At 67.7% G+C, this 22,870-nt stretch carries 23 protein-coding genes; 12 read left to right on the top strand and 11 right to left on the bottom strand.

What is annotated here, in order from left to right; genetic code table 11:
* Nucleotides 1-14 precede the first annotated feature (14 nt).
* From AZC_RS13910 to AZC_RS13895, 4 genes are read left to right on the top strand one after another with little or no spacing between them, the layout of a single operon-like run.
* A complete protein-coding gene (locus tag AZC_RS13910; RefSeq protein WP_043879370.1) occupies nt 15-1,895 on the top strand; it encodes a TRAP transporter large permease subunit in 1,881 nt (626 codons plus the stop codon).
* Between the two features lie 24 nt (nt 1,896-1,919).
* Nucleotides 1,920-2,459, top strand: coding sequence for a VOC family protein (locus AZC_RS13905; RefSeq protein ID WP_012171212.1), 540 nt, complete (start codon nt 1,920-1,922; stop codon nt 2,457-2,459).
* Between the two features lie 7 nt (nt 2,460-2,466).
* Nucleotides 2,467-3,732 (top strand): ribulose-bisphosphate carboxylase large subunit family protein, encoded by a 1,266-nt coding sequence (locus tag AZC_RS13900; RefSeq protein WP_043879369.1) that lies wholly within the window; start codon nt 2,467-2,469, stop codon nt 3,730-3,732.
* A gap of 5 nt (nt 3,733-3,737) precedes the next feature.
* A complete protein-coding gene (locus AZC_RS13895) occupies nt 3,738-5,024 on the top strand; it encodes a four-carbon acid sugar kinase family protein (RefSeq protein WP_012171210.1) in 1,287 nt (428 codons plus the stop codon).
* A gap of 6 nt (nt 5,025-5,030) precedes the next feature.
* Here the strand turns inward: AZC_RS13895 and AZC_RS13890 are convergent, their stop codons facing one another.
* Genes AZC_RS13890 through AZC_RS13875 form a run of 4 tightly spaced genes read right to left on the bottom strand, consistent with a single transcriptional unit; the run spans nt 5,031 to nt 8,791 of the window.
* A complete protein-coding gene (locus AZC_RS13890; RefSeq protein ID WP_012171209.1) occupies nt 5,031-5,978 on the bottom strand; it encodes a dihydrodipicolinate synthase family protein in 948 nt (315 codons plus the stop codon).
* Entirely contained in the window at nt 5,971-7,092 is a 1,122-nt protein-coding gene (locus tag AZC_RS13885) for an NAD(P)/FAD-dependent oxidoreductase (RefSeq protein WP_244421717.1), read from the bottom strand. Before AZC_RS13885 ends, AZC_RS13890 begins: the two co-directional genes overlap by 8 nt.
* Nucleotides 7,092-8,507, bottom strand: a complete 1,416-nt coding sequence (locus AZC_RS13880; RefSeq protein ID WP_043879368.1) for an FAD-dependent oxidoreductase — start codon at nt 8,505-8,507, stop codon at nt 7,092-7,094. The genes AZC_RS13885 and AZC_RS13880 overlap by 1 nt, the downstream gene beginning before the upstream one ends.
* Nucleotides 8,504-8,791, bottom strand: a complete 288-nt coding sequence (locus AZC_RS13875) for a (2Fe-2S)-binding protein (RefSeq protein ID WP_043879367.1) — start codon at nt 8,789-8,791, stop codon at nt 8,504-8,506. The genes AZC_RS13880 and AZC_RS13875 overlap by 4 nt, the downstream gene beginning before the upstream one ends.
* 150 nt (nt 8,792-8,941) lie before the next feature.
* On the opposite strand from AZC_RS13875, the gene AZC_RS13870 reads away from it, so the two are divergent.
* The 5 genes from AZC_RS13870 to AZC_RS13850 all read left to right on the top strand — a co-directional run bounded on the left by AZC_RS13870 (nt 8,942) and on the right by AZC_RS13850 (nt 12,770).
* Nucleotides 8,942-9,751 (top strand): transporter substrate-binding domain-containing protein, encoded by an 810-nt coding sequence (locus AZC_RS13870; protein WP_012171206.1) that lies wholly within the window; start codon nt 8,942-8,944, stop codon nt 9,749-9,751.
* A 65-nt stretch (nt 9,752-9,816) separates the two neighbouring features.
* The gene (locus AZC_RS13865) at nt 9,817-10,491 is read left to right on the top strand and encodes an amino acid ABC transporter permease (RefSeq protein WP_012171205.1); all 675 of its coding nucleotides are present in this window, start codon (nt 9,817-9,819) and stop codon (nt 10,489-10,491) included.
* Complete coding sequence (locus tag AZC_RS13860; protein WP_012171204.1) at nt 10,491-11,186, top strand: amino acid ABC transporter permease; 696 nt, start codon at nt 10,491-10,493, stop codon at nt 11,184-11,186. Before AZC_RS13865 ends, AZC_RS13860 begins: the two co-directional genes overlap by 1 nt.
* Nucleotides 11,158-11,895, top strand: a complete 738-nt coding sequence (locus AZC_RS13855) for an amino acid ABC transporter ATP-binding protein (RefSeq protein WP_043879366.1) — start codon at nt 11,158-11,160, stop codon at nt 11,893-11,895. The genes AZC_RS13860 and AZC_RS13855 overlap by 29 nt, the downstream gene beginning before the upstream one ends.
* Nucleotides 11,896-11,897: 2 nt before the next feature.
* Complete coding sequence (locus AZC_RS13850) at nt 11,898-12,770, top strand: DMT family transporter (protein WP_012171202.1); 873 nt, start codon at nt 11,898-11,900, stop codon at nt 12,768-12,770.
* Between the two features lie 37 nt (nt 12,771-12,807).
* Here AZC_RS13850 and rpsU read toward each other — a convergent pair whose 3' ends face one another.
* The 6 genes from rpsU to AZC_RS13820 all read right to left on the bottom strand — a co-directional run bounded on the left by rpsU (nt 12,808) and on the right by AZC_RS13820 (nt 18,584).
* Complete coding sequence (gene rpsU, locus AZC_RS13845) at nt 12,808-13,098, bottom strand: 30S ribosomal protein S21 (RefSeq protein ID WP_012171201.1); 291 nt, start codon at nt 13,096-13,098, stop codon at nt 12,808-12,810.
* A gap of 186 nt (nt 13,099-13,284) precedes the next feature.
* Nucleotides 13,285-13,497, bottom strand: a complete 213-nt coding sequence (locus AZC_RS13840) for a cold-shock protein (RefSeq protein WP_043879365.1) — start codon at nt 13,495-13,497, stop codon at nt 13,285-13,287.
* Nucleotides 13,498-13,787: 290 nt separating this feature from the next.
* Nucleotides 13,788-14,465: a GntR family transcriptional regulator gene (locus tag AZC_RS13835; RefSeq protein WP_012171199.1), complete on the bottom strand. Its 678-nt coding sequence runs from the start codon at nt 14,463-14,465 to the stop codon at nt 13,788-13,790.
* A 16-nt stretch (nt 14,466-14,481) separates the two neighbouring features.
* On the bottom strand, nt 14,482-15,909 hold the full coding sequence (gene hydA / locus AZC_RS13830) for a dihydropyrimidinase (protein ID WP_043879364.1): 1,428 nt from the start codon (nt 15,907-15,909) through the stop codon (nt 14,482-14,484).
* A 175-nt stretch (nt 15,910-16,084) separates the two neighbouring features.
* Entirely contained in the window at nt 16,085-17,443 is a 1,359-nt protein-coding gene (locus AZC_RS13825; RefSeq protein WP_012171197.1) for a cation:dicarboxylate symporter family transporter, read from the bottom strand.
* 52 nt (nt 17,444-17,495) lie between these two features.
* Nucleotides 17,496-18,584: a 4-oxalomesaconate tautomerase gene (locus tag AZC_RS13820; RefSeq protein WP_012171196.1), complete on the bottom strand. Its 1,089-nt coding sequence runs from the start codon at nt 18,582-18,584 to the stop codon at nt 17,496-17,498.
* A gap of 99 nt (nt 18,585-18,683) precedes the next feature.
* Between AZC_RS13820 and AZC_RS13815 the strand changes: the two genes are divergently transcribed.
* Nucleotides 18,684-19,577, top strand: coding sequence for a LysR family transcriptional regulator (locus AZC_RS13815; protein ID WP_012171195.1), 894 nt, complete (start codon nt 18,684-18,686; stop codon nt 19,575-19,577).
* A gap of 27 nt (nt 19,578-19,604) precedes the next feature.
* On the opposite strand, the gene AZC_RS13810 is transcribed toward AZC_RS13815, so the two are convergent.
* A complete protein-coding gene (locus tag AZC_RS13810) occupies nt 19,605-20,522 on the bottom strand; it encodes a LysR family transcriptional regulator (RefSeq protein ID WP_012171194.1) in 918 nt (305 codons plus the stop codon).
* A gap of 142 nt (nt 20,523-20,664) precedes the next feature.
* Here AZC_RS13810 and AZC_RS13805 point away from each other — a divergent pair, with 142 nt between their 5' ends.
* The gene (locus AZC_RS13805) at nt 20,665-21,555 is read left to right on the top strand and encodes an alpha/beta hydrolase (RefSeq protein WP_052285934.1); all 891 of its coding nucleotides are present in this window, start codon (nt 20,665-20,667) and stop codon (nt 21,553-21,555) included.
* 237 nt (nt 21,556-21,792) lie between these two features.
* On the top strand, nt 21,793-22,860 hold the full coding sequence (locus AZC_RS13800; protein ID WP_338010007.1) for an efflux RND transporter periplasmic adaptor subunit: 1,068 nt from the start codon (nt 21,793-21,795) through the stop codon (nt 22,858-22,860).
* The last annotated feature ends 10 nt before the right edge of the window (nt 22,861-22,870 follow it).

Raw genomic sequence — 22,870 nt, 5'->3', positions numbered from 1 at the left:
TGATCGGAGGCGCCATGTCCGGCTCCTTGTCCCCAACGGCTGCCGAGAACGCGGCAGCCGCCCGGTCGGCTGCGTCCGGCTTCGGGCGGCTGGACGCGGCCTTCTTCGGCCTCATCGAGCATGTGGCGGCGGCCATCGTCCTCGTGGAGGTGGGCGTCCTGTTCGCGGGCGTCGTGGCGCGCTACGTCTTCCACGCGCCCCTCGTCTGGTCCGATGAACTCGCCTCCATCCTCTTCCTGTGGCTCTCCATGCTCGGCGCGGTGGTGGCGCTGCGCCGGGGCGAGCACATGCGCATGACCGGCTGCCTCGGCCTCGCCGGCCCGCAGACCCGCGCCGTGCTGGAAGCACTCGCCATCCTCGTGCCGCTGGGCTTCCTCGGCCTCGTGCTGCACCCGGCGCTGGATTATGCCTCGGAGGAGCGCTTCATCGTCACGCCGGCGCTGGAGATCAGCAATGTCTGGCGGGCGGCGGCCATTCCGGTCGGCCTCAGCCTCATGGTGCTGGCGTGCTTGGCGCGGCTCGCCCGCGCGGCGTCCTTCAAAGCGGTGGTGATCGCTCTGGGTCTCACGGCGGGGCTGATGGTGGCCTTCTATCTGCTCGGGCCGGTGCTGAAGCCGCTCGGCCAGATCAATCTCATCATCTTCTTCGTGGGCGTGGTGGCGCTCTGCGTGTTCGCCGGCGTTCCCATTGCCTTTGCCTTCGCGCTCGCCACCTTCGGTTATCTCGCGCTCACCACCCGCACGCCCATGCTGGTGATGGTGGGGCGGCTCGATGAGGGCATGAGCCACCTCATCCTACTCGCCGTGCCGCTGTTCATCTTCCTCGGCGCGCTCATCGAGATGACGGGCATGGCCAAGGCCATGATCGCCTTTCTGGCGAGCCTGCTCGGCCATGTGCGCGGTGGCCTCTCTTATGTGCTCATCGGCGCCATGTATCTGGTCTCGGGCATCTCCGGCTCCAAGATCGCCGACATGGCCGCCATCGCGCCCATTCTCTTCCCGGAGATGAAGGCGCGCGGGGCGAAGGAGGGCGATCTCGTGGCGCTGCTCTCCGCCACGGGGGCGCAGACGGAGACCATTCCACCCTCCATCGTGCTCATCACCATCGGCTCGGTGACGGGCGTCTCCATCGCCGCGCTGTTCACCGGCGGCATGGTGCCGGCCCTCGTGCTCGGCCTGTGCCTGTGCACCGTGGTCTGGCGGCGTTATCGTAACGAGGATCTGAGCCACATCCGCAAGCCGGCGTGGCGGGAGATCGGCAAGCTCGCCATCGTCGCTCTGCCGGCTATCGCGCTGCCCTTCGTCATCCGCGCGGCGGTGGTGGAGGGGGTGGCAACGGCCACCGAGGTCTCCACCATAGGCATCGTCTATGCGGTGCTGGCGGGCCTCCTCATCTACCGGCGCTTCGACTGGCGGCGCATCCAGCCGATGCTCATCGAGACGGCCTCGCTGACCGGCGCCATCATCTTCATCGTCGGCTGCGCCACAGCTATGGCCTGGGGCCTCACCCAGTCCGGCTTCTCCCGCAATCTGGCGCAGGCCATGGCGGGGATCCCGGGCGGCGCCTATGGCTTCCTCGCCGTCTCCATCGTGGCCTTCATCATCCTCGGCAGCGTGCTGGAGGGCATTCCGGCCATCGTACTGTTCGGCCCGCTGCTGTTCCCCATCGCCAAGGCGGCGGGGGTGCATGAGGTGCACTATGCGATGGTGGTGATCTTCGCCATGGGCATCGGCCTCTTCGCCCCACCGTTCGGCGTTGGCTATTACGGCGCCTGCGCCATTTCCAAGATCCATCCGGACGAGGGCCTCAAGCACATCTGGGGCTATGTGGCGGCGCTGCTCGTCGGCCTCGTCCTGGTCGCGGCCATTCCGTGGCTGTCCATCGGCTTCCTGTAATCTTCCGATCAATAGAGGTGCGTCATGAGCCGGTTTTTCGGCGACATCCGGCAGGCCGGATATGTGGTCAACGATATCGAAGCGGCGATGGATTACTGGAGCCGGGTGCTCGGCATCGGGCCGTGGTTCTACAATCCGCGCGTGCCCATCGTGAACTACACCTATCGCGGTGAGCGCTACGAGGTACACAATTCCGTCGCGCTCGCCAATTCCGGGCCGTTGCAGATGGAGCTGATCCAGTGCCGCAACGACACCCCCTCCATGTATCGCGACTTCCTTCAGGCGGGGAACACCGGCCTCCAGCACGTCGCCTACTGGACGGAAAATTACGATGCGGACCTCGCCCGCCTCATCGCGCAGGGCTTCAAGCCGGTGATGGGCGGCGAGGTGGGCGAGAAGGGGCGCTTCATCTATTTCGACACCGAGTATCATCCGGGCACGGTTATCGAGCTCTCCGAGGTGGCGGGGCCGAAGGGCAAGCTGTTCAAGATGATCCGCGAAGCCTCGCAGGGCTGGGACGGCACCGATCCCGTCCGCCCCTTCCCCGATCTCTCCACGCTGTGAGGCGGTGATGTCGCGCTTCGAGGCCAGCTACCTCATCGAGACGCCGCTCGACCCGGTGAAGGTGGCGCAGGTGATGGCGGGCGAGCAGTCCAGCGGCACCTTCACCCGCGTGCATGGCGAGACGGACGAACTGCGCGCCCGCTCGCGGGCCGAGGTGCTGTCGGTGGTCGATTTCGGCACCAGTGACACGCCGAGCCTGCCCAATGCCTATCTCGACCGGCGCAGCGTCGCGGGTCCCTACCGGCGCGCGCGCATCCGCCTCGCCTTTCCGGTGGCGAATGTGGGCGCGAACCTGCCGACGCTGGCGGCAACAGCGGCGGGCAACCTGTTCGATCTCGGCGAGGTGACGGGCCTGCGGCTGGAGAGCCTGAGCTTGCCGGACGCCTATCGCCGCGCCTTCGACATGCCCCGGCAGGGGCTGGCCGGCACCCGTGCGCTCACCGGCGTGGAGACTGGCCCGCTGGTGGGCTCCATCATCAAGCCGAACGTCGGCCTCTCCGCCGAGGAAACGGGCGAACTCGTCGGCCAGTTGTGCGCGGCGGGGCTCGATTTCATCAAGGATGACGAGATCTGCGCCAACCCCTCCCACGCGCCGTTGGCCGCGCGCGTGCCGGCGGTGATGCGGCGGGTGCGCGATCACGCCGAGCGCACGGGCAAGAAAGTGATGGTGGCCTTCAACATCACCGATGAGACGGACGCCATGCGCCGCCATGCGGACCTCGTGGCCCGTGAGGGCGGCACCTGCGTGATGGCGAGCCTCAACTGGTGCGGCTTCTCCGCCATCCAGACCCTGCGGCGGAGCACGGATCTGGCCCTGCACGGGCACCGCAACGGCTATGGCGCGCTCTCCCGCGCGCCCCTGCTGGGCATCGGCTTTCAGGCCTATCAGGTGCTCTGGCGCCTTGCGGGCGTGGACCACATGCACGTGCATGGGCTCAAGGGGAAATTCGCGCAGGAAGACGCCGAGGTGATCGAGAGCGCAAGGGATTGCGTGACGCCCCTCTCTTCCTCCGAGGATGATCGGGTGATGCCCGCCTTCTCCTCCGGCCAGTGGGCCGGCACCGTGCCCGCCACTTATGCCGCCACCGGCCATGCGGACCTGCTCTTCATGGCGGGCGGCGGCATCATGGCCCATCCCGATGGGCCTTCTGCCGGCGTCGCGAGCATCCGCGAGGCTTGGGAAGCTGTCATGGCCGGGGAGGGGTTGCCCGAGGCGGCGCAGCGCGCTCCCGCGCTCGCCAAGGCGCTCGCCTTCTTCGGCTCTGGAGCCTGAAGCCGATGGCGCCGCGCTACGGCTGGTATGGCGACGATTTCACGGGGGCCAGTGATACGCTCGCCGTGCTGGCCCAGCGCGGGCAGAAGACGCTGCTGTTTCGCGGCCTTCCAACAGCCGCCCAGCTTGAGCGGGCGGGGCCTCTCGATGCGGTGGGCATCGCCGGGGCCTCGCGCGCCATGGCCCCCGCCGAGATGACAACGGAACTGGCGCCCGTGGCGGCCTTCTTCGCGGCTCTGGGCGTGCGGGTGCTGCATTACAAATGCTGCTCCACCTTCGACAGCGCGCCGCAGGTGGGCAGCATCGGCCATGCGGTCTCCGTGCTGGCGCCGGCCTTTCCCAATGTCTTCCGGCCGATTGTCGGCGGCCAGCCGAACATCGGGCGCTATTGCGTCTTCTCCAACCTGTTCGCGGCAGCAGGCACGGGCGGCGAGGTTTTCCGGATCGACCGCCACCCCACCATGCGCGTGCATCCGGTGACGCCCATGACCGAGGGCGATCTGCGCCGACATCTGGGGGCGCAAGGGCTGACGGTGGTCGGCCTGCACCATCCGGCCTATGGCGAAGATGAAGACTCCCTCGATGCGCGCCTCGCGGCGCTTCTCGACGAAACGCCCGATGCCGTGTTGTGCGACATTTCCGGTCTAGAAGACCTCGCCCCGGTGGGGCGGCTGATCTGGCAGGCAGCCGAGCACCAGCCGCTTCTGGCGGTGGGCGCCAGTTCCGTCGCGCAGGCGGTTTGCGCCCATTGGGGCGCCGACCCGATGCCATCCGCCCCGCTGCGGCCGGCCGAGGGGCCGGTGTTCGTTCTGGCGGGCAGCCTGTCGCCCGTCACGCGCCGGCAGCGCGAGTTGGCGGCTTCATATCGCAAGGTTCAGCTCGACGCGGCGCGGCTCGCCGACGATCCGGGCTATGTGGCCGCGCAGGCCCAGGCCATCGGTGCGCATCTGCGCGCCGGCGTCTCGGTACTTGGGACCACGGCGCCGGAGGGCGAGGCGTTGGAAGCGAACCCGCCGCCCGCGCAGGTGGCGGCTGCGACGGCGGCGTTTCTCAACGCCGTGCTGGCGCAGGCGCCGGTGAAGCGGCTCGGCATCGCGGGGGGCGACACGTCCAGCCGAGCGGTGCAGGCGCTGGACCTCTGGGGCCTCAGCTATCTCTCCGCGCCCGCGCCCGGCGTCGCCTTCTGCCGCGTGCACAGCGACGTCCCGGCTCTGGACGACCTCGAACTGATGCTGAAGGGCGGCCAGATGGGCACGCCAGACCTGTTCGAGCGCCTGCTCCACGGCGGCTGAGAGGGCTCAGGCCGCCACCGGCACCTCCACGCCTGCCGCCCTGAGCGCCGCCGAGAGGGCTGCGTTCTCCCGCGCGTCGCAGGACGGCTGGGGCGGACGCACCACGTCATTGCCGAGCCGGCCGAGCAGCTTGAGGCAGGTCTTCAGCCGCGCGGTGGCGCGACCGCCCGGCGCGTCGCGATAGATGGCGACGGAGAGCGGATAGAGCTGCTCGTGCACCTGCCGGGCTCTTGCCCAGTCGCCCGCCGCCGCGGCGTCCCACAGGGCGACCACCAGCTCGGGCACGACGGCCGCAAGGCTCACCTGGCTGCCGGCGCTGCCGATCACGTAGCTGGTCAGAAGGTGCTCGTCGCCCGAGCCGAGCACCGCGAAGCCCGGGCGGCGGGACTGGATCAGGCGCAGGTTCTCCTCATAGGCCGCGACTTCCCAGCTGCCATCCTTGATGGCGACGAAGCGCGGATCGTCGATGAGGCGGGAGAGCACCTCGGACGAATAGGACATCGCCCCCGCGCCCACAGGTGCGCCATAAAGCATGAGCGGCAGCGCCGTCGCGTCCGCAATCATCTTGTGGTGCATCAGCGTGCATGCGTCCGCATGGCCGAGCGCCCAGCTGTTGGGTGGAAAGACCAGAAGGCCATCCGCCCCGGCCGCCGCCATCTCCGCTGCCTCGCGGGCGGCCTCCAGGCTCGATTCGTGGTTCACGCCCGAGACCAGCAGGCAGTCCTTCGGGGCGACCGTGCGGGCGATTTCCACCACCCGGCGCTTCTCGGCCAGCGACAGCACGAAGTTCTCGCCCGCATGGCCGTTGATGAGCAGGCCACGAATGCCCTTTACGCGGGTCACGGCACCGATGTGGGCGGCGAGCGCATCCTCGTCCATGGAGAAGTCGGCGCGCATGGGCACCACGGTGGCCGCATGAATGCCGGACAGGCGCTGGACGAAGGTTTCAGTCATTGCGGGCCTCGGAAATGGCGCTTGACGCGAGCAAACGATCGATGGGGAACAAGGGCAAAGCGGGTTCGCGGCCCAGAATGCGGTCCGCCAGCAGGCGGGCGATGTAGGGGCCGCTCGTGTAGCCGGAATGGACACTGCCGCAGACATAGGCGTCCGGAATGCCAGGGATGGGGCCGGCGGCGGGCAGCGCGTCCGCCGTCTCCGCCTCCAGCCCCGCCCAGGCGCGGGCAACGCGGGCCGCCTTAAGGTCCGGAATGGCGTGGCAGGCGAGGCGGACATTGCCGACGATGCGGTCCGGCAGCAGTTCCACGCCGCCACGTTCGCGATCGCCCAGGCCCTGCCAGCCGCCGCCGATCACGACCGTGCCGTGCGGATATTGCTTCAGCGACAGCAGGCCGTTGGCGATGCCGACGACCGTGCGCATCACCGGGCGCACGCGCTCGGTCACCACCAACTGGTTGATGAGCGTCTTTATCGGCAGGCGGATGCCGAGCCAGGCCATCATGGGCTCGATCCAGACCCCACCCGCCAGCACGATGCGCTTGGCACGGACGACGCCCTGCGCCGTCTGAACCGCGAAGCCGCCATCCTCCCGCGTGATACCGGAGGCGGGGGTGTTCTCCTTCAGGTCCACGCCCGCCTCGATCAGGGCGCGGCGGAAGGCAAGGCCGGTCAGGTAGGCATTGGCATAGCCGTCCACCTTGCAATAGCCGGCAACCCGCACCTTGTCCGAGACGCCGGGCTCCACCTCCAGCGCCCTTGCGCCGCTGATGAGTTCGATGGGCGCGCCCGCGTCCCGGCGCTTGCCGGCCCGGAAGGAGAGGAGTTGCTCCTCCTGCTCGGTGAAGGCCAGCGAGAGGCCGTCGCAGACCACGACCCCCACATCGTGCCCCAGCCATTCGCGCGCACTGGCCCACATGGCATGGGCCCGCAGGGCGTAGGGGATGAGCGCCACGCGCGTCATCTGCATGGTCAGCGTGCCGGCATTGACGCCGGAGGCCTCGCGGCAGAGCGGGCCGCGCTCGATGAGCGTGACCTTCATGCCCCCGCGGGCGGCGAAGAGAGCGACGGTGGAGCCGTGAACGCCCCCGCCGATGACTGCGAGATCGTGCATCATAGGGGCGCCGGGGGCGGGATCGGGATATCGGAATAATCGAAGCTGCCGAGCAGGTCGGCGAGCGCGACGGGGCGCAAAGGCGGGCGGGCGGTGAAGGTGCCCACCTCTTCCCGCGAGCCCACCTTGGCCGCCAGAATCTCGGCCGCCACATCGCCGCAGAAGCGGCCCTGGCAGGGGCCCATGCCGCAGCGCGTGAACTGCTTGAGCTGGTTCATCTCGCGCGCGCCGTCCGCATAAGCGGACTCGATGTCGGCACGCGTTACGTCCTCGCAGCGGCAGACTGTGGTTTCGGGCGGGATGGCGGCCACCTGCGCCGGGCGCAGGGCCATCATGTCGCCCATGGCGTCGGAGAAGGCGCGGGCCTGGCCGATGGCCTCGCGCGCCGGAGCCGAAACGCCGGCGAAGGTCGCAGCGGTGAGCGCGCCCGCATCGTGTGCGCAGGCAAGGCCGGCGAGCCGGCCGGCCGCTTCCGCGACCAGCGCGCCGCGCAGGCCCACGCCGTCGCCGCAGGCATAGAGGCCGTTCAGGCTGGTGCGGCCCTCCGCATCGAGTTTCGGCACGAAGCCGCCCCGCTGCCGGTCGAAGGCCTGCGCCACCCGGAAGAGCCGTGGCACCTCGGCGCCGGGCACGAGGCCGTGGCCGACGCAGAGGGCATCGGCCTCCATCACCCTTTCCGGCCCGGCGATAAAGGCGCCCTCTGCATCCACGGGCGCGAGGCTGACGCGGGAGAGGGCGTCATCGCCTTCGGCTGCGCGTACGCCATGGCGAAAGAGCACGGGGACGCGTGCGCCCCCGATCTTCAGCGCCCAGCCTGCACCGCGCGCCAGAAGGCGCGGCTGCGAAGCGAGGGCGGGGAGGGCACGCAGCCAGTCGGAAGGACCGGCGAGGTCGGCGATCGCGGCAATGGTGCCGCCACCCTTGAGCACGCCCGCGGCGACGGCCGCCAGCAGCGGCCCGCAACCGGCGATCACGACTCGCTGGCCCGGCAGGACACCGTGGGACTTCAGCAGCACCGTCGCGGCCGCAAGACCGATCACGCCGGGCAGCGTCCATCCCGGAAAGGGCACCACGCGCTCATGGGCGCCGGTGGCGGCGACGAGGCGCGGCGCCTCCACATGCTCGTTACCGTCCGGCCCCACCGCATCCACGCGGAAATGCCCGCCCACGGACCACACCGTGCGGCCGAAGCGGCACTCCACCGCCGAGGCGGCGAGCCGCGCGCGCAACGCATCGCCGCTCGAAAGCTCCGGCGAGGACGGCATGCTCAGGCCCGGCAAAGGCGCACGCCAGACCTGTCCGCCGGCCTCCGGCTGCTGGTCGAACAGCACAACCCTGAGACCGGATTCGGCGGCGGCGAGTGCTGCATTGGCACCGGCCGGGCCGGCACCGAGAATGATGACGTCGTGGCTCACAGCACGCCCCGCCGCTCGACGGCCATGCCGGGACGCACAGGCGTCAGGCAGGCTTGGCGCAGCACGCCATCCACATGCAGCGCGCATTCCTGGCACACGCCCATATGGCAGAAGGCGCCGCGCACGCTGCCCGCATGAGGGCTCTGGCGCAGGCGCAGAAGGCCGTGGCGGGCGAGCGCCGTTGTCAGCATCTCGCCCTCGCGGGCGCGCAGCGCCGCGCCGTCCACGGTGATCGTCACCGTGGCACGCGCATCGCTCACACCGCCCAGTGTTGCTGCCGTCATGAGGTGTTCGTTCCCATCCACCGATCCCGTCGGGAGGTGGTGATTTGGACTTTACAGACAGTGAGTTTGTATACAAATTGTCCACCGTTTGGCAACGGGAAGTCGCAAAACAGGCGACGCCGGCCGGGACCCAGAGGTTGGAGAACACGCATGCTGAAGTCTTTGCTCGCTGCCGGCGCGATCGCGGTGGCGCTCGCCGGGGCGCTGGTGCCGAAGGCGGCCGAGGCGCGCACGCTCGATGAGATCATGAAGTCCGGCGTCATCCGCGTCGGCGTCAATCCGACCTTGCCGCCGCTCGGCAAGTTCGACGACAAGAACGAGATCGTCGGTTTCGACGTGGATTATGCGGGCGAGATCGCCAAGCTGCTCGGCGTGAAGCTTGAAGTGGTGCAGGTGGGCTCGCCCGACCGCATTCCCTTCGTCACCGCTGGCAAGATCGACTTCGTCATGGGCGCCATGACGCGCAACACCGACCGCGCCAAGGTGATCGACTTCACCGTTCCGGTGCACACCGAGGTGCTGGGCGTGCTCACCACCAAGGCCAACACCTTTACTGATTGGCGGCAGTTCGATGATCCGTCCGTCACCTTCGTGCAGGTGCGCGGCTCGACCCCGGTGAAGTTCATCGAGGAGAACCTGCCCAAGGCCAAGGTGACCCTGCTGGACAACTATCCCGACGCGGTGCGCGCGCTGGCTCAGGGCCGTGGCACGGCGATGATCGACGTGATCGACTTCATGGGCGAGCACATGTCCAAGCACAAGGTGGACTGGCGTATCGTGGAGACGCCCATCGACGTCTATTACTGCAGCCTCGGCGTCGCGAAGGGCTCCACGGGCCTCAAGGACTGGCTGAACGTTGCGATTTTCGACCTGTATCGCAAGGGCAAGACCGAGGCGCTCTGGAAGAAGTGGTTCGGCATGGACATGATCAAGCCCGTGGGCGCCCAGCCGTTCTTCTGATCTGACCGCTCTCCCGTCCCGGGCCAGCGCCTTGCGCTGGCCCTTCATCCTGCCGACGCGGTTCCATGTCCTATACGCTGCAGTTCGGCCAGATCTGGCCTTATCTCCCCCGCCTGCTGGAAGGCGCCGTGATCTCGCTCCAGATCGCGGTGCTCGCTTTCTGCGGCGGTCTCTTCATCGGCACGCTGTGCGCGGCGATCCGCTCGTTCGGGCCGCGCTGGCTCGCGCGCATCGTTGGCGTGTATGTGGTGTTCTTCACCAACACCCCGCAGCTGGTGCAGATCTATTTCCTCTATTTCGCCTTGCCGGACAGCGGCATCCTGCTCTCCTCCTTCGCAGCCGTCGTCATCGGCATGACGCTGAACGCCGGGGCCTATCTCACCGAGATCCAGCGCGCGGGCTTCGAGAGCCGCCGCGTCTCGGAGATGGAGGCGGCCGAGGTGATGGGCTTCTCGCGCCTCCAGCAGATCCGCTACGTGATCCTGCCCCATGTGGCGCGCGTGCTTTTTCCGCCGCTCTCCAACCAGTTCATCATCGTGACGCTCGGCACCTCCATGGCCGCCGTCTTCGGCGTCGAGGAACTGACCGGCGAGGCCTTCAACATCAATTCCCAGACCTTCCGCTCCATCGAGATCTTCTCCGTCACGGCCGGCATCTATGTGGTGCTGACGCTGGCCGCCTCGCTGCTGCTCGCCTTTGCAGGCCGCACCTTCTTCCGCGCCCGCACGGAGCTGATCTGATGTGGAGCCAGATCGTCGAGGAGTGGCCGCGCTTCGCCACCTATTACAACCTCATCTTCATCGCCAAGGCGGCAGGGACCACGCTCGCACTGTCTGCGCTGGGCTGCATCCTCGGCAGCCTCATCGGCCTTGGGCTCGCGGTGACGCGGGTGACGCGGGCGCGATGGCTGCTGCCGCTGCGCCTCGTTGCGCTGGTGTTCACAGAGGTGTTCCGCCGCGTGCCGTTCCTCGTCACGCTCATGCTCTGCTTCTTCGCCTTCCAGGCGACGGGCTATGACATTCCGCTGTTCGTGGTGGCGGCGGTGTCCGTGACGATGATCGCCGGCGCCTTTCTCGGCGAGATCATCCGCGGCGGCTTCAATTCCGTGCACCGGAACCAGTGGGAAGCGGCTGAAACGATGAATTTCTCGCTCATCGACACCATCCGCCTCGTGGTGCTGCCGCAGGCGTGGCGCATCGTGCTGCCGCCGGCCTTCGGCTTCTTCGTCATGTTCATCAAGGACACGGCACTGGCCTCGCAGATCGGCGTCATCGAGCTGACCTATGTGGGCAAGGTCCTGAACAACAAGGGCTTCTCCGCCGCGCTCAGCTTCGGCGTGATCCTCATCGTCTACTTCCTCATTTCCTACCCGCTGTCGCGCCTCGGCGCGCATCTGGAGGCGCGTCTTGCATCATCTCGACATCGCCGGGCTTGAGGCCCGCTACGGCGAACACACCGTCCTTTCCGGCATCGACATGACCGTCGGCCGGGCGGATGTCATCGGCCTCATTGGCCCGTCCGGCTCGGGCAAGAGCACCATCCTGCGCGTGCTGATGGGCCTTCTGCCGCCGGTGGGGGGCACGGTGAAGCTCGATGGCGAGGCGGTGAACTATGCGGACGCCGGGCAGGTGCGCCGCCTGCGGGACCGCATCGCCATCGTGTTCCAGCAGTACAACCTGTTCCAGAACATGAGCGTGCTGGAAAACGTCTGCGTTGCGCCCATCAAGATCAAGAAGCGCCCCCGCAAGGAGGTGGAGGAAGAGGCCCGCGAACTCCTCGCCAAGGTCGGGCTCGGCGACAAGCTGAAGCGCTATCCGGATGAGCTGTCCGGCGGCCAGCAGCAGCGCGTCGCCATCGTGCGCGCGCTGGCGCTGCATCCTGAAATCCTGCTGCTGGATGAGGTGACGGCGGCGCTCGATCCGGAGCTGGTGTCGGAGGTCCTGGACACCATCCGGCTCCTGGCGAAGGAGGGCATGACGATGCTCATCGTGTCGCACGAAATGGCCTTCATCCGGGAGGTCGCCTCGCGGGTGGTGTTCATGGCGGGCGGTCGCATTGTCGAAACCGGCGCACCCGCCCAGATCTTCGATGCTCCGGCTGAGGCCCGGACTCGGGATTTCGTCTCCAAGATCCTGCGCCACTGACCATGGCGCAGGCGGAAGCGGCGCCGGTGCCCGTGGCGACATCCTGGGTGGCGGTGCCGATGATGCTCGGTGCCATGCTGTGCCTGACGCTGCTCGATTCGCTGCTCAAGCACCTGGCGGCCACGAACCCCGTGGGCCCGCTCGTGTTCTTCCGTAATCTGGTGCAGGTGAGCGTGCTGCTCATGGTGGCGCGGGCGGCGGCTCCGGAAGCGCTGCGTACGCCCCAGCTCGGCCTTCACCTCTGCCGTGGGGCGTGCCTCTTCGCGACGACGGTGCTCATCACCCTCGCGCTCACGCACCTGCCCATGGCACAGACCTATGCGCTGACCTTTTCAGCGCCGCTGATGGCGACCCTGCTGGCGCTGGTGTTTCTCGGGGAGCGGCCGAAGGCGGCCCAGTGGGCCTGCATGGCGGCGGGTTTTGCGGGGGTGCTGATCGCCCTTGACCCGTCCGCTGCCCTGTCGCTGGCCCTTCTGCTGCCTTTGGCGCAGGCGGCGGCGAACGCGGTGTTCTATGTGCTGACGCGCTATGCCGGGCGACGGGAGGGGGCGTTGGCCCTGGTCCTGTGGGCGGGCGTCGGGGCGCTCACCGTCAGTGCCGTCGGCCTTTTGGCCTTCCAGCCCATGGCGCTCAGGACGTGGCTGCTGCTGGGTCTGGCAGGCCTGCTCGGCACCTGTGGCCAGTTGCTTATGGCGGGCGCCTTCCGCCGGGCTTCGACGGCGGTCGTCTCGCCGCTCGTCTATTCGCAGATCGTGTGGGCGATGCTGCTCGGCTTCGTGCTATTCGACGAGGTTCCGTCCATGAGCTCCATCGTCGGCGGTCTTGTGGTCGCGGCAAGCGGAATCGGCGTGGTGCGCTTCAGCCGCCTGCGCTAAGGGCCTCCGGCGCAGGGCACCGGAAGCCAGTCTGAACTCAGCTCGCCGTCGTCGGCGCGGCACCGGGGGCAGCGGGGCGGCCACCACGTCCGGCGGCTTCCTTGGGCTTGCCGCGACGCTTCGGGGCAAGGCCCTCGCGCTGGGCCGTCTTGCGCGCCGCCTTGCGGGCGCGGCGAACGGCTTCCGCCATCTCGCGGGTGCGGCGCTCGGACGGCTTCTCATAGGCCTTGCGCTGCTTCATCTCGCGGAAGATGCCTTCGCGCTGCATCTTCTTCTTCAGCACCCGCAGGGCTTGGTCGATATTGTTGTCGCGCACCAGAACTTGCATGAAGGATGACCTCGTTTCCGGCACTTGGCCGCGCAGGAGGAGAGGGGCCGCACAAGGGGCGCGGCCTTTCGTCAAAGAAAAGCCCCGCCTCCACGGCGGGGGCGGGGCTCTTGGGTCCGGTTCACCGCGCTCTGGCCGTCCGCGCATCCGCGATCGGCCGGAGCCTGGTGTGATCCGAAGCGCTCGTCAGGGAACGAGCGTGAGGTTCGATGCCGAGCTCTTGCCGCTGCGCTTGTCGGCCACGAGGTCATAATTGACCTTCTGGCCTTCGCGCAGGGGCGGCAGGCCGGCGCGCTCAACCGCGCTGATGTGGACGAAGGCATCCGCGCCGCCGTCATCGGGAGCGATGAAGCCGAAGCCCTTCTCGGGGTTGAACCATTTGACGGTTCCCGTAGTCATGGGAAACCCTTTCCAGAAAGAATAGAACGTCACGCCACGCAAAGTTGCGTGGCCGTCGAAGGATGATTTTCGGAGGGATATCGTCAGCGGCGCGCCACATGTGGGGGCGCAAAGCCAAGTCGTCTGACCGTCTATCGACACGACTCATGATGGACGCCGAGGCCGCACAAGTCAAATTTTATCGGGTCGGCGGGCCGAAAGCCCCGGTAGATAAAGGTTTTGACTGAAGAACGATCCGCGTTTTCTCGCACCCACTGTGGCGCCATCTGAAAGGCCGGCGAGGTGCGAAGCTATCGCACCGTGTCGATGGTGTGCTTGCCGAGGCTGCGCAGATGGTGGGCGACCGTGCGGCGGGCGGCCTTGGCGTCATCCTGCTCCAGCGCTTCGACGATCTGGAGATGTTCGGCCGAATCGGCCTCCAGCCGGTCCGCGAGGCTCGAAATCTCGAACAGGCGCGTGGTGACGCGCAGGGTCCGGATCATGCCCGCCAGCACCTGATTGCCGCAGTTGCGCGCATAAAGCTCGTGCAGATTGTCGTCCGAACGCCAGTGGGCGTCCGTGTGGTAGGGCACGGCGGTACGCAGGGCGTTGATCTCTGCGCGCACGCTGGCGAGTTCCCCGAGCGGGATGCGGCCGGCGGCGAGCGCCGCCGCCTCGGGCTCGAGAATCTCGCGGACCTTGAGGCTCTGAAGATATTCCTTGAGGTCCACGTGCCGCACCAGGAAGGAGCGGCCCGTGCCCTTGATCACGAGACCCTCGCCTTCGAGGCGCTGCAAGGCCTCCCGCAGCGGCGTGCGGGAGATGCCCAGCGTTTCGGCCAGACGCTGCTCCACGATGACCTCGCCCCCGCGCAGGCGGCGGTGGCGGATCATCTCGGAGACCGCGTTATAGGCGAGATTCGAGAGGTTGATCCCGCCAATCCGCCCGCCCTCGCGGCCCTGAACCTCGTCTGTGCCGGTGTCGCTCATGCCAAGCGTTCCTGCGTCACGAGGCTACGGGATCGCGCTGGACCGCGAAGGGCGACTTGGCACGCGAAAGGTGCTGGCCGAGTCCCTTCTGCCCCACCACTTCTCCGTCGCGCGCCACCGTCTTGCCGCGCAGCAGCGTGTGCACAGGCCAGCCGGTGATCTCGATGCCCTCGTAAGGCGTGTAATCGGCGCCGTCGCGGATGAGATCGTGGGTCAGCGTCTGCGTCTTCGTCGGGTCCCAGATGGCGATGTCCGCGTCGGCACCCACCGCAATGGTGCCTTTGCGGGGGTAGAGGCCATAGGTCTTCGCCGGATTGGTGGCGGTGACGGCGACGAAGCGCTCCAGATCGATCCGCCCCTTCATCACGCCTTCCGAGAACAGAACCGGCAGGCGGGCGCCGACGCCGGGAATGCCATTCGGCACCCAGCGGAAGGAGGTGCGGCCCTTGGGCGTGAGCTTGCCCTGCGGGTCGTCATAGCGGAACGGGCAATGGTCGGAGGAGAAGATGGTGAACACGCCCGTGCGCAGGCCTTCCCAGCAGGCCTCCTGGCTCTCGGTGTCGCGCGGCGGCGGCGAGCAGACGTATTTCGCGCCTTCCATCCCGAGGCCGTCGAGATCCTTCTCGGTGAGCACCAGATACTGCGTGCAAGTCTCGCCGAGCACGGTGAGGCCCTTGTTCTGCGCCCAGCGGATCTGCTCCATGGCCTCGCGATTGGAGACGTGGACGATCATCACCGGCACGTCCACCAGCTCTGCGAGCGAGATGGCGCGATGGGTCGCCTCGCGCTCGACCGCAATGGGGCGGGAGGTGGCGTGGAAGCGGGGCGCCGTCTGGCCGCGCTTCTCCAGCTGTTCGGTCAGGAAGCGGATGGCGTCGTAATTTTCCGCGTGGACCATGACGAGAGCGCCGGTGTCGCGAGCCACCGACATCACGTCGAGAATTTCGCGGTCCTTCAGGGCAAGGCCCTCATAGGTCATGAAGATCTTGAAGGAGGTGTAGCCGTCCTCCACCAGTGCCGGCAGTTCCTGGCCCAGCACCTGCTCGGTGGGGTCGGAAATGATGAGGTGGAAGCTCACGTCCACATGGCATTCGCCATCGGCCTTGGCGTGGTAATCCTTCAACGCGGCGCGCAGGCCCTGGCCCTTCTCCTGGAGGCAGAAGGGCATCACCGTGGTGGTGCCGCCGAGGGCCGCCGAGCGGGTGCCGCTTTCGAAGTCATCCGCCATCACGATGCCCTCGCCGGAGGGCTGGGCGATGTGGACATGGGCGTCGACGCCGCCGGGCAGCACGAGCTTGCCGGTCGCGTCGATCACCTCATCCGCGCCGGTGAGGCCGGAGCCGAGGGCGACGATCTTGCCGTCCTTGATGGCGACGTCGCAGAGAATGCGGTCCGAGGCGGTGACGACGGTGCCGCCGGAAATGATGGTATCGTAGAGAGCCATGGCGCTGTGTCTTCGGTCTAGGAGAACCAGACCGTATACACTTCGTGCGCAAAATGCATCCCTCGCCGCGCAGCGGCGGACCGCCCAAAGAAGACTGCCACAGACTGCGGGGCGCTCCGTTTCCGAAGCGCCCCGCATCCCGCGGCAGGAAGGGAGGAAGGAAACCGGTCGTCGATCAGACGGTCTGGGGCAGTTCCGCAACGGCGCCGGTGCTTTCGACCGCCGGACGCTCCGTGGGCTTGCCCTGCGCCAGTTCGGCGAGGAGGACGGAGCGGTCGCATTCGCCGTCCCAGATGGCGATGACGATACAGGCGACCATGTTGCTCACAAGGCTGGTCAGGGCCCGGGCTTCCGACATGAAGCGGTCGATGCCGGCGATCATCACCACGCCCGCCACGGGCACCGTGTCCGGCATCGCCGCCAGCGTCGCGACGAGGGCGGCGAACCCGCTGCCAGTCACACCGGCGGCGCCCTTCGACGTCAGCAGCATCACGAAGATCATGGAGCCGACCTGCCAGGCGCTCAGATGGATATCCATGGCCTGCGCCAGGAACAGCGAGGCGAGGGTCAGATAGATGGCCGTGCCGTCGAGATTGAAGGAATAGCCGAGCGGCAGGGTGAGGCCGACCGAGCCCTTGGAGCAGCCGAGGCGTTCCAGCTTGTAGAGCACAGCGGGAAGCACGGGCTCGGTGGACGAGGTGCCGAGCACGATCAGCAGTTCCTCGCGGAAGTACCGCAGCAGCCGGAAGAGGCTGAATCCGTGGAACCGCGCCAGTCCCCAGAGGACGACGAAGACGAAGAAACCGCAGGCCACATAAAGCGTGAAGATCAGCAGGCCGAGGTTGCCGATGGTCTTCAGGCCGCTCTTGGCGACGATGAAGGCGATGGCTCCGAAGGCGCCGATGGGGGCAAGCCGCATCATGTAGCCGAAAGCGGCGAACAGGGCGCGGGAGAAGGCTTCGACGCCGCGCAGGAACGGCTCGCCGGACACGCCCGCCTTGCGCAGGCCGAACCCGGTGATGAGGGCGATGAACAGCACCGGCAGCACCTCACCCTCCGCGAAGGGCGTGAAGAAGCTGGGCGGGATGATGTGCAGCAGCACGTCCACGGTATCGAGCTTCTTGGCGCCCGCAGCGTAGCGGGCGGCTTCCTTGGCGTCGATGGCATGCACGTCCATGTGCATGCCGGCGCCGGGCTGGATGGTCTCGACCGCGATCAGGCCGGTCATCAGGCCGATGATGGTGAGGCCGTAGAACAAGAGCATGGTCTTGAGCAGCGAGGCGCCGATCTTGCGGTCCGCATGCACGCCGGCCACGCCCACCACGATGGTGCAGAAGACGATCGGCACGATCATCATCTTCACGAGCTTGATGAAGCCATCGCCCAGGGGCTTCGCCATGGGCGCGATCTGCGGGTAGAAGTGCCCGAGCGCGATGCCGGCGGCGACGCCGATCAGCACCTGGACATAAAGCTGCTCGTAGAAGCGTTTCGGCTTTCGCCCGGCGAGGGGCTGTGGCTCTGCATGGGCCGGCATGAACTTTCCTCCGTTGGTCTTCTTTTGCTTGTTCTGCGCGGGCGCTGCGCCGTCAGGCGGCGGCGCGGGCGCCCTCATCTTGGTCGATGCGCGCGAAAACCGCCCCTTCGAACAGCCGCCGCGCCGTCCTGAGGACAGAGATGCGAGGCGTATCGCCCGGCGATTGCTCGATGCGCAGATCGAGACGGCCGGCAGGGTGGCGGATGGACAGCGACGCTGGAGACTGCGCGCCGATCGCCTCGGCCGCAACCGTTCCGGGCGTTGCGGCGGCCATGGCGAGGCCGATGCCGCCGGTCACCGCGAAGGCCTTGTGGCAGCTGTGCGGCATGAAATAGCGGGCGGCGAGCGCCGGTGTCTCCGCCGCGAAGGGTGACAGGATGACGGGCTTCGGGATCACGAGGCCCGAGACATCGCCAAGCCCCATCCGGCGGCCGGCCTCGATGCGGATGGCGTTCAGCCGGTCCATGAAAGGACGGTCCCGGTCGAGATCGGCCGGCGCTTCGAGCGCCGTCTTGCCGAGATCGGCGGCCCGCAGGATCACGAGCGGCATGCCGGCATCGACGCAACTCACGGGCAGGCCGTCGATTTCGTCCTGCGCCTGACCCGTCGGCAGCAGGCGCCCGGTCTTGGCGCCGGCCACGTCGAGGAAGGTCATGAGGATGGGCGCCGCCGACCCCGGAACGCCGTCGATGACCGCATCGCCCTCATAGGTCACGCGGCCGCCGGGCGTAGAGACCGTCACGTCGATCAGCTTGCCGGTGTTCACATTGTGCACGCGCGCCGTCGTCGTGCCGGGCGTCGCCGCGATCAGGCCCTGCTCGATGGCGAAGGGCACCACGGCAGACAGCATGTTGCCGCAGTTGGGCGAGGTATCGACCACCCGCTCGGACACCTTCACCTGGGCGAAGAGATAGTCCACCTGCGCACCGCCGCGGGTGGAGGGGCCGATGATGGCGACCTTGCTGGTGAGGGGGTTGCCGCCGCCGATGCCGTCCACCTGAAGCTCATGGCCGGCACCGAGCGCCGAGAGCAGGATTGCGTCCCGCAGCTCAACGTCGGTGGGCAGATCGCTCGAAAGGAAGAACGGGCCGCGTGATGTGCCGCCCCGCATCAGAACGCATGGCACCCGAATGGAGGGCATGGACTCTCTCCGAAAGGCGTATCAGTGGGCTCGATTGATGCTATCCTTCACAAAATCGGCCGTTCCGTTAAATGCAAAGATTTTCAGGTTTGATGTGAGATGCGCATCAATTTCGAGCTGCTGGACCTGCGCGCCTTCCTGGCGGTGATTGACCATGGCGGTTTTCACCGCGCGGCCGAGGTGCTGAACCTCTCCCAACCGGCGCTGACCCGGCGGGTGCAGGCGCTGGAGGCGACGGTCGGTGTCCCGCTGCTGGAGCGCACGACCCGACGCGTGGCACTCACCTCGGCTGGCCGTTCCTTCGCGCCGCTCGCCCGCCGGCTCATCGGGGATCTGGAGGAATCGCTGCTCGGCATCGCCGGGGTCGGCGGGCGGCAGGGTGGCCAGATCACGCTTGCTTGCGTGCCCACGGCGGTGGTCTACTTCCTGCCCGAAGCCATCGAGCGCTTCGCCGCCGAATTTCCGCGCATCCGCTTCCGCATCCTCGACCTCTCGGCCAATGACGGGCTGGAGGCGGTGCGCACGGGCGAGGCTGAGTTCGGCATCAATCTGGTGGGCAGTTCCGACCCCGATCTCACCTTCACGCCGCTGATCGAGGATCCCTTCGTGCTGGCCTGTCGCTCCGACCACCGTTTGGCCAAGCTGACCTCGGTCTCATGGAAGGACTTGCAGGGGGAGCCTCTGATCGGCGTGAGCCGGGCAAGCGGCAACCGGCTGACGCTCGAGAATGCGCTGGCCGGGGCGAAGGTGCAGCTCGATTTTCAGTATGAGGTGAACCATCTCGCAACTTCGCTAGGTCTGGTGGAGCGCGGCCTCGGCGTCTCGGTGCTTCCGAAGATGGCGACCCCCAGTGATCACCCGGTCATCGTTACCAAGCCCATCAAGGCGCCGGTCGTGCGGCGCACCATCGGGCTCGTGGAGCGCCGCACCTCGCGGCTGTCCCCGGCGGCCAAGAAGTTCCGCGACATGCTGGTGGAGCACCTGAACCCATAGGAAATCGGATACGGCACCCGCCGGCTTTCAGGTGGCTGCACGGGCCCGTGTCGAGCGGGCGAACAGTTCCGCCACCCAGTCCACGAACACGCGCAGGCGGTTCGATATGTGGCGGCTGGGCGGGTAGACCACGTGGATGGGCATCGGCTGCGTGTGCCATTCGGGCAGCACGCGCACCAGCGTCCCGGCGTCGAGGTGCTCCTGCATCATGAAGATGGGACACAGGATCACCCCAAGGCCGGCAAGACCAGCCGATACATAGGCATTGCCGTCGTTCAGGGCCACACTGTAGCGCCCCAGAACCTCGACCTCCTCCGCGTCGCGAATGAAGTCGAAGGCATAATAATGGGCGGTCGTGGCGCTGAAATAGCGCACCATCACATGGTCCTTCTCAAAATCCTTCGGGTGCTGGATTTCCCCGTGGCGCGCGATATAGGATGGCGCGGCCGCAGCGGCGAAATTGAGTTCTCCGATCCGCCGCGCGATCAGGCTGGAGTTGCGGATTTCGCCGACCCGGATCACGCAGTCGACATTTTCGCCCACCAGGTCCACCGGCCGGTCGGTGCAGCCGATGTCGATGTGAATCTCCGGATAGCGGGAGAAGAAGTCGGGCAGCGCCGGCATCAGGATGCCAGTGGCGAGCGAGGGCGAAATATCGATGCGCAGGCGTCCGCGCGGGCAGGTCAGGTTGGTGGACAGTGAGCCGTCCAGTTCGTCCACGTCCGTAAGGATGGCGAGCGCGCGTTCATAATAAGCGGCGCCGTCTGGCGTCACCGTCACCTGGCGCGTGGTGCGATGGAGCAGGCGAGTCGAGAGATGCGTCTCCAACTGCTGGATCTGTTTCGAGAGCGTGGCCTTGGGCAGGGCCAGAATGTCCGCCGCGCGGGTGAAGCTGCCGCTCTCCACCACCCGCACGAAGGCGCGCATTGCCGCCAACTGGTCCATGTGCCGCGTCCTCTTTGGGGCTCATTGTCTCCAGACGTGAATAATGAGTTCCCGATTGGCCTGTTTATCAACGGTGCAAGGATAAAATAGGGTCTTCGCATCGCACAAGGCCGCGTCGATGCGGCTGACGGGATCACCGACCATGACCGCTGCCGCTGCCGCTGGGACGCCCTGGCGGGACATCTCCATCGAGACCGGAACCGGCGCCGTGCCGGCGCGGCTCTATGGCCGGCGCGCGGGCCGGGGTCACGTGCCGCTCGTCCTGCATCTGCACGGCGGCGCCTTCATCGGCGGCACGCCGGAGTGCGGCGCCTTCATCGCGGCCCTGCTGGCGGAAGCCGGTGCGGTCGTGGTTTCGGCGGACTATCCGCTAGCGATCGACCATCCCTTTCCCTTCGCGCTCACCGCCGCGCTGGGTGTTCTCACCGCGCTCGCCGGTCGTCGGGCTGCGCTCGCCGGTCGGGGCGCGCCGCTCTATGTGGCGGGCGAGGAGGCGGGGGGCAATCTCGCGGCCGGTCTCGCCATGATGGCACGCGACCAGAAGTCTCCGACCCTCGCCGGCCAGATCCTTGTGTCACCGATGCTGGATCCGTGCCTCGGCACGGCCTCGATACGCGAGGCCGAGGCGGGGGCGTGCGGATGCAAATACGCGGACGGCTGGCAAGCCTATCTGGGCTCGCCGCAGGCCGCGGACCATCCTTATGCCGCGCCTCTTGCGGCCCGGCGGCTCAAGGGCTTACCGCCCGCGCTCGTGGTGAGCGCGGAGGATTGCCTGATGCGCGACGACAGCGTGCGCTATGCGGCCGCGCTGGACGCGGCCGGTGTGCCCACCGAGATGAATTTGCTGCCGGCGCCGACCGAATGGCCCGACGCTCTCGCCCATCTCTTGGATGCGCTTCCGGCAGATGCCGCGGCGGTGCAATCCCGATCCGCCCGTCCGCCCCAGTGGGCGGGGGCGCTCAGAGCGATGTTTACCCGCTTTTTCGAGACCACGGGTCGTGCCCGGCCGGTCGCCTCGCCGTCTGTTCCCTGAACCGCCCCGCTTTCAGGATTACCCCCGATGACCGCTTCCGTATCCCCGTCCGAGCCGGCTGTGACCGGCGTGTCTGATCCGTCCCCGTCCACCCGGTCTTCTTCCCCGTGGCGCCGGCGCCTGCTGCTTGGTGCAGTGGTACTGGTCGCCATCGGTGCCGGGATCTATGTCGTGCCCTCGGCGCTCAAGCCGGCAGGCGGTGCGGCGTCTGCCGCAGCCCCAGGAAGCCCGCCCCCCGTGCCCGTGGCGGTTGCGACCGTGGAGGCGCGCGATACGCGCCTTTACGAGAGCTTCTCCGGCCGTCTGGAGGCGGTGGAGCGGGTGGAGGTGCGCTCGCGGGTGGCCGGTGCCATCAAGGCTGTGCACTTCCGCGAGGGCGCACTGGTGAAGGCCGGCGACCTCCTCGTGACCATCGACCCCGAGCCCTATCAGGCCGCCCTCGATGAGGCGGACGCGCAGGTGGCCTCGGCAGAGGCCCAGCTGGAACTCGCGCGCAACGAGCTGGAGCGCGGTGAGCGCCTGTTCACGAGCCGCACCCTGTCCCAGCGCGATCTCGACGAGCGTCTCAATACGCAGCGGGCGGCCCAGGCCGCCCTGCGGGCGGCGGAGGCCCGGCGCACGGTGGCGCGGCTGAACCTTTCTTACACGCAGGTCCGCGCGCCGGTTGCCGGCCGTGTCGGCAAGTCGGAGATCACGGTGGGCAATCTCATCGCTGCCGGCCCCGGCGCGCAGCTTCTGACTTCCCTTGTCTCCGTCGATCCGATCTATGCCAGCTTCAACGCGGATGAGGCGACTGTCGCCCAGGCCCTCGCCGCGCTTGGCACAGGCGCCGACGTGACCGAGCGGCTGGACCGCATTCCGGTGCGGATGACGGCGGGCGGCAATCCGCCGGTGACTGGCGTCATGCAACTGGTGGACAATCAGGTCGATCCGCGCACCGGTACGGTCCGCGTGCGTGCCCGCTTCGCCAATCCGGACGGACATCTTCTGCCGGGCCAGTTCGCCCGCCTCGAGATGGGCCAGCCGCAATCGGCGCCCGCCGTGCTCGTGAGCGAAAGGGCCGTGGGCACCGATCAGGACAAGAAGTTCGTCTTCGTGGTGGACGCCGACAACAAGGCGGTATGGCGCGAGGTGACGCTCGGCGCGCCGGTGGACGGCCTGCGCGTTGTCACGCGGGGCCTCTCCGCCGGAGAGCGGGTGGTGGTCAACGGCCTGCACCGCGTCCGCCCCGGCGCTGCCGTGACACCTGAGACCGCACCCATGCAGGTGACTGAGGCGACAAGCCGCTCGGCTGCCGCCAACTGAGATCCTGATC

Source organism: Azorhizobium caulinodans ORS 571, assembly GCF_000010525.1.
GTDB classification, from domain to species: domain Bacteria; phylum Pseudomonadota; class Alphaproteobacteria; order Rhizobiales; family Xanthobacteraceae; genus Azorhizobium; species Azorhizobium caulinodans.
This window is presented reverse-complemented; position numbering and strand designations above follow the sequence as displayed.

Coding starts and splice junctions, on each gene's coding strand:
- AZC_RS13910 (WP_043879370.1), top strand. CDS start 15: ATGTCCGGCTCCTTGTCCCCAACGGCTGCCGAGAACGCGGCAGCCGCC.
- AZC_RS13875 (WP_043879367.1), bottom strand. CDS start 8,791: ATGACGGCAGCAACACTGGGCGGTGTGAGCGATGCGCGTGCCACGGTG.
- rpsU (WP_012171201.1), bottom strand. CDS start 13,098: ATGCAAGTTCTGGTGCGCGACAACAATATCGACCAAGCCCTGCGGGTG.
- AZC_RS13860 (WP_012171204.1), top strand. CDS start 10,491: ATGTGGAGCCAGATCGTCGAGGAGTGGCCGCGCTTCGCCACCTATTAC.
- AZC_RS13870 (WP_012171206.1), top strand. CDS start 8,942: ATGCTGAAGTCTTTGCTCGCTGCCGGCGCGATCGCGGTGGCGCTCGCC.
- AZC_RS13905 (WP_012171212.1), top strand. CDS start 1,920: ATGAGCCGGTTTTTCGGCGACATCCGGCAGGCCGGATATGTGGTCAAC.
- AZC_RS13810 (WP_012171194.1), bottom strand. CDS start 20,522: ATGGACCAGTTGGCGGCAATGCGCGCCTTCGTGCGGGTGGTGGAGAGC.
- AZC_RS13815 (WP_012171195.1), top strand. CDS start 18,684: ATGCGCATCAATTTCGAGCTGCTGGACCTGCGCGCCTTCCTGGCGGTG.
- AZC_RS13805 (WP_052285934.1), top strand. CDS start 20,665: ATGACCGCTGCCGCTGCCGCTGGGACGCCCTGGCGGGACATCTCCATC.
- hydA (WP_043879364.1), bottom strand. CDS start 15,909: ATGGCTCTCTACGATACCATCATTTCCGGCGGCACCGTCGTCACCGCC.
- AZC_RS13825 (WP_012171197.1), bottom strand. CDS start 17,443: ATGCCGGCCCATGCAGAGCCACAGCCCCTCGCCGGGCGAAAGCCGAAA.
- AZC_RS13900 (WP_043879369.1), top strand. CDS start 2,467: ATGTCGCGCTTCGAGGCCAGCTACCTCATCGAGACGCCGCTCGACCCG.
- AZC_RS13895 (WP_012171210.1), top strand. CDS start 3,738: ATGGCGCCGCGCTACGGCTGGTATGGCGACGATTTCACGGGGGCCAGT.
- AZC_RS13850 (WP_012171202.1), top strand. CDS start 11,898: ATGGCGCAGGCGGAAGCGGCGCCGGTGCCCGTGGCGACATCCTGGGTG.
- AZC_RS13865 (WP_012171205.1), top strand. CDS start 9,817: ATGTCCTATACGCTGCAGTTCGGCCAGATCTGGCCTTATCTCCCCCGC.
- AZC_RS13840 (WP_043879365.1), bottom strand. CDS start 13,497: ATGACTACGGGAACCGTCAAATGGTTCAACCCCGAGAAGGGCTTCGGC.
- AZC_RS13835 (WP_012171199.1), bottom strand. CDS start 14,465: ATGAGCGACACCGGCACAGACGAGGTTCAGGGCCGCGAGGGCGGGCGG.
- AZC_RS13885 (WP_244421717.1), bottom strand. CDS start 7,092: ATGCACGATCTCGCAGTCATCGGCGGGGGCGTTCACGGCTCCACCGTC.
- AZC_RS13820 (WP_012171196.1), bottom strand. CDS start 18,584: ATGCCCTCCATTCGGGTGCCATGCGTTCTGATGCGGGGCGGCACATCA.
- AZC_RS13890 (WP_012171209.1), bottom strand. CDS start 5,978: ATGACTGAAACCTTCGTCCAGCGCCTGTCCGGCATTCATGCGGCCACC.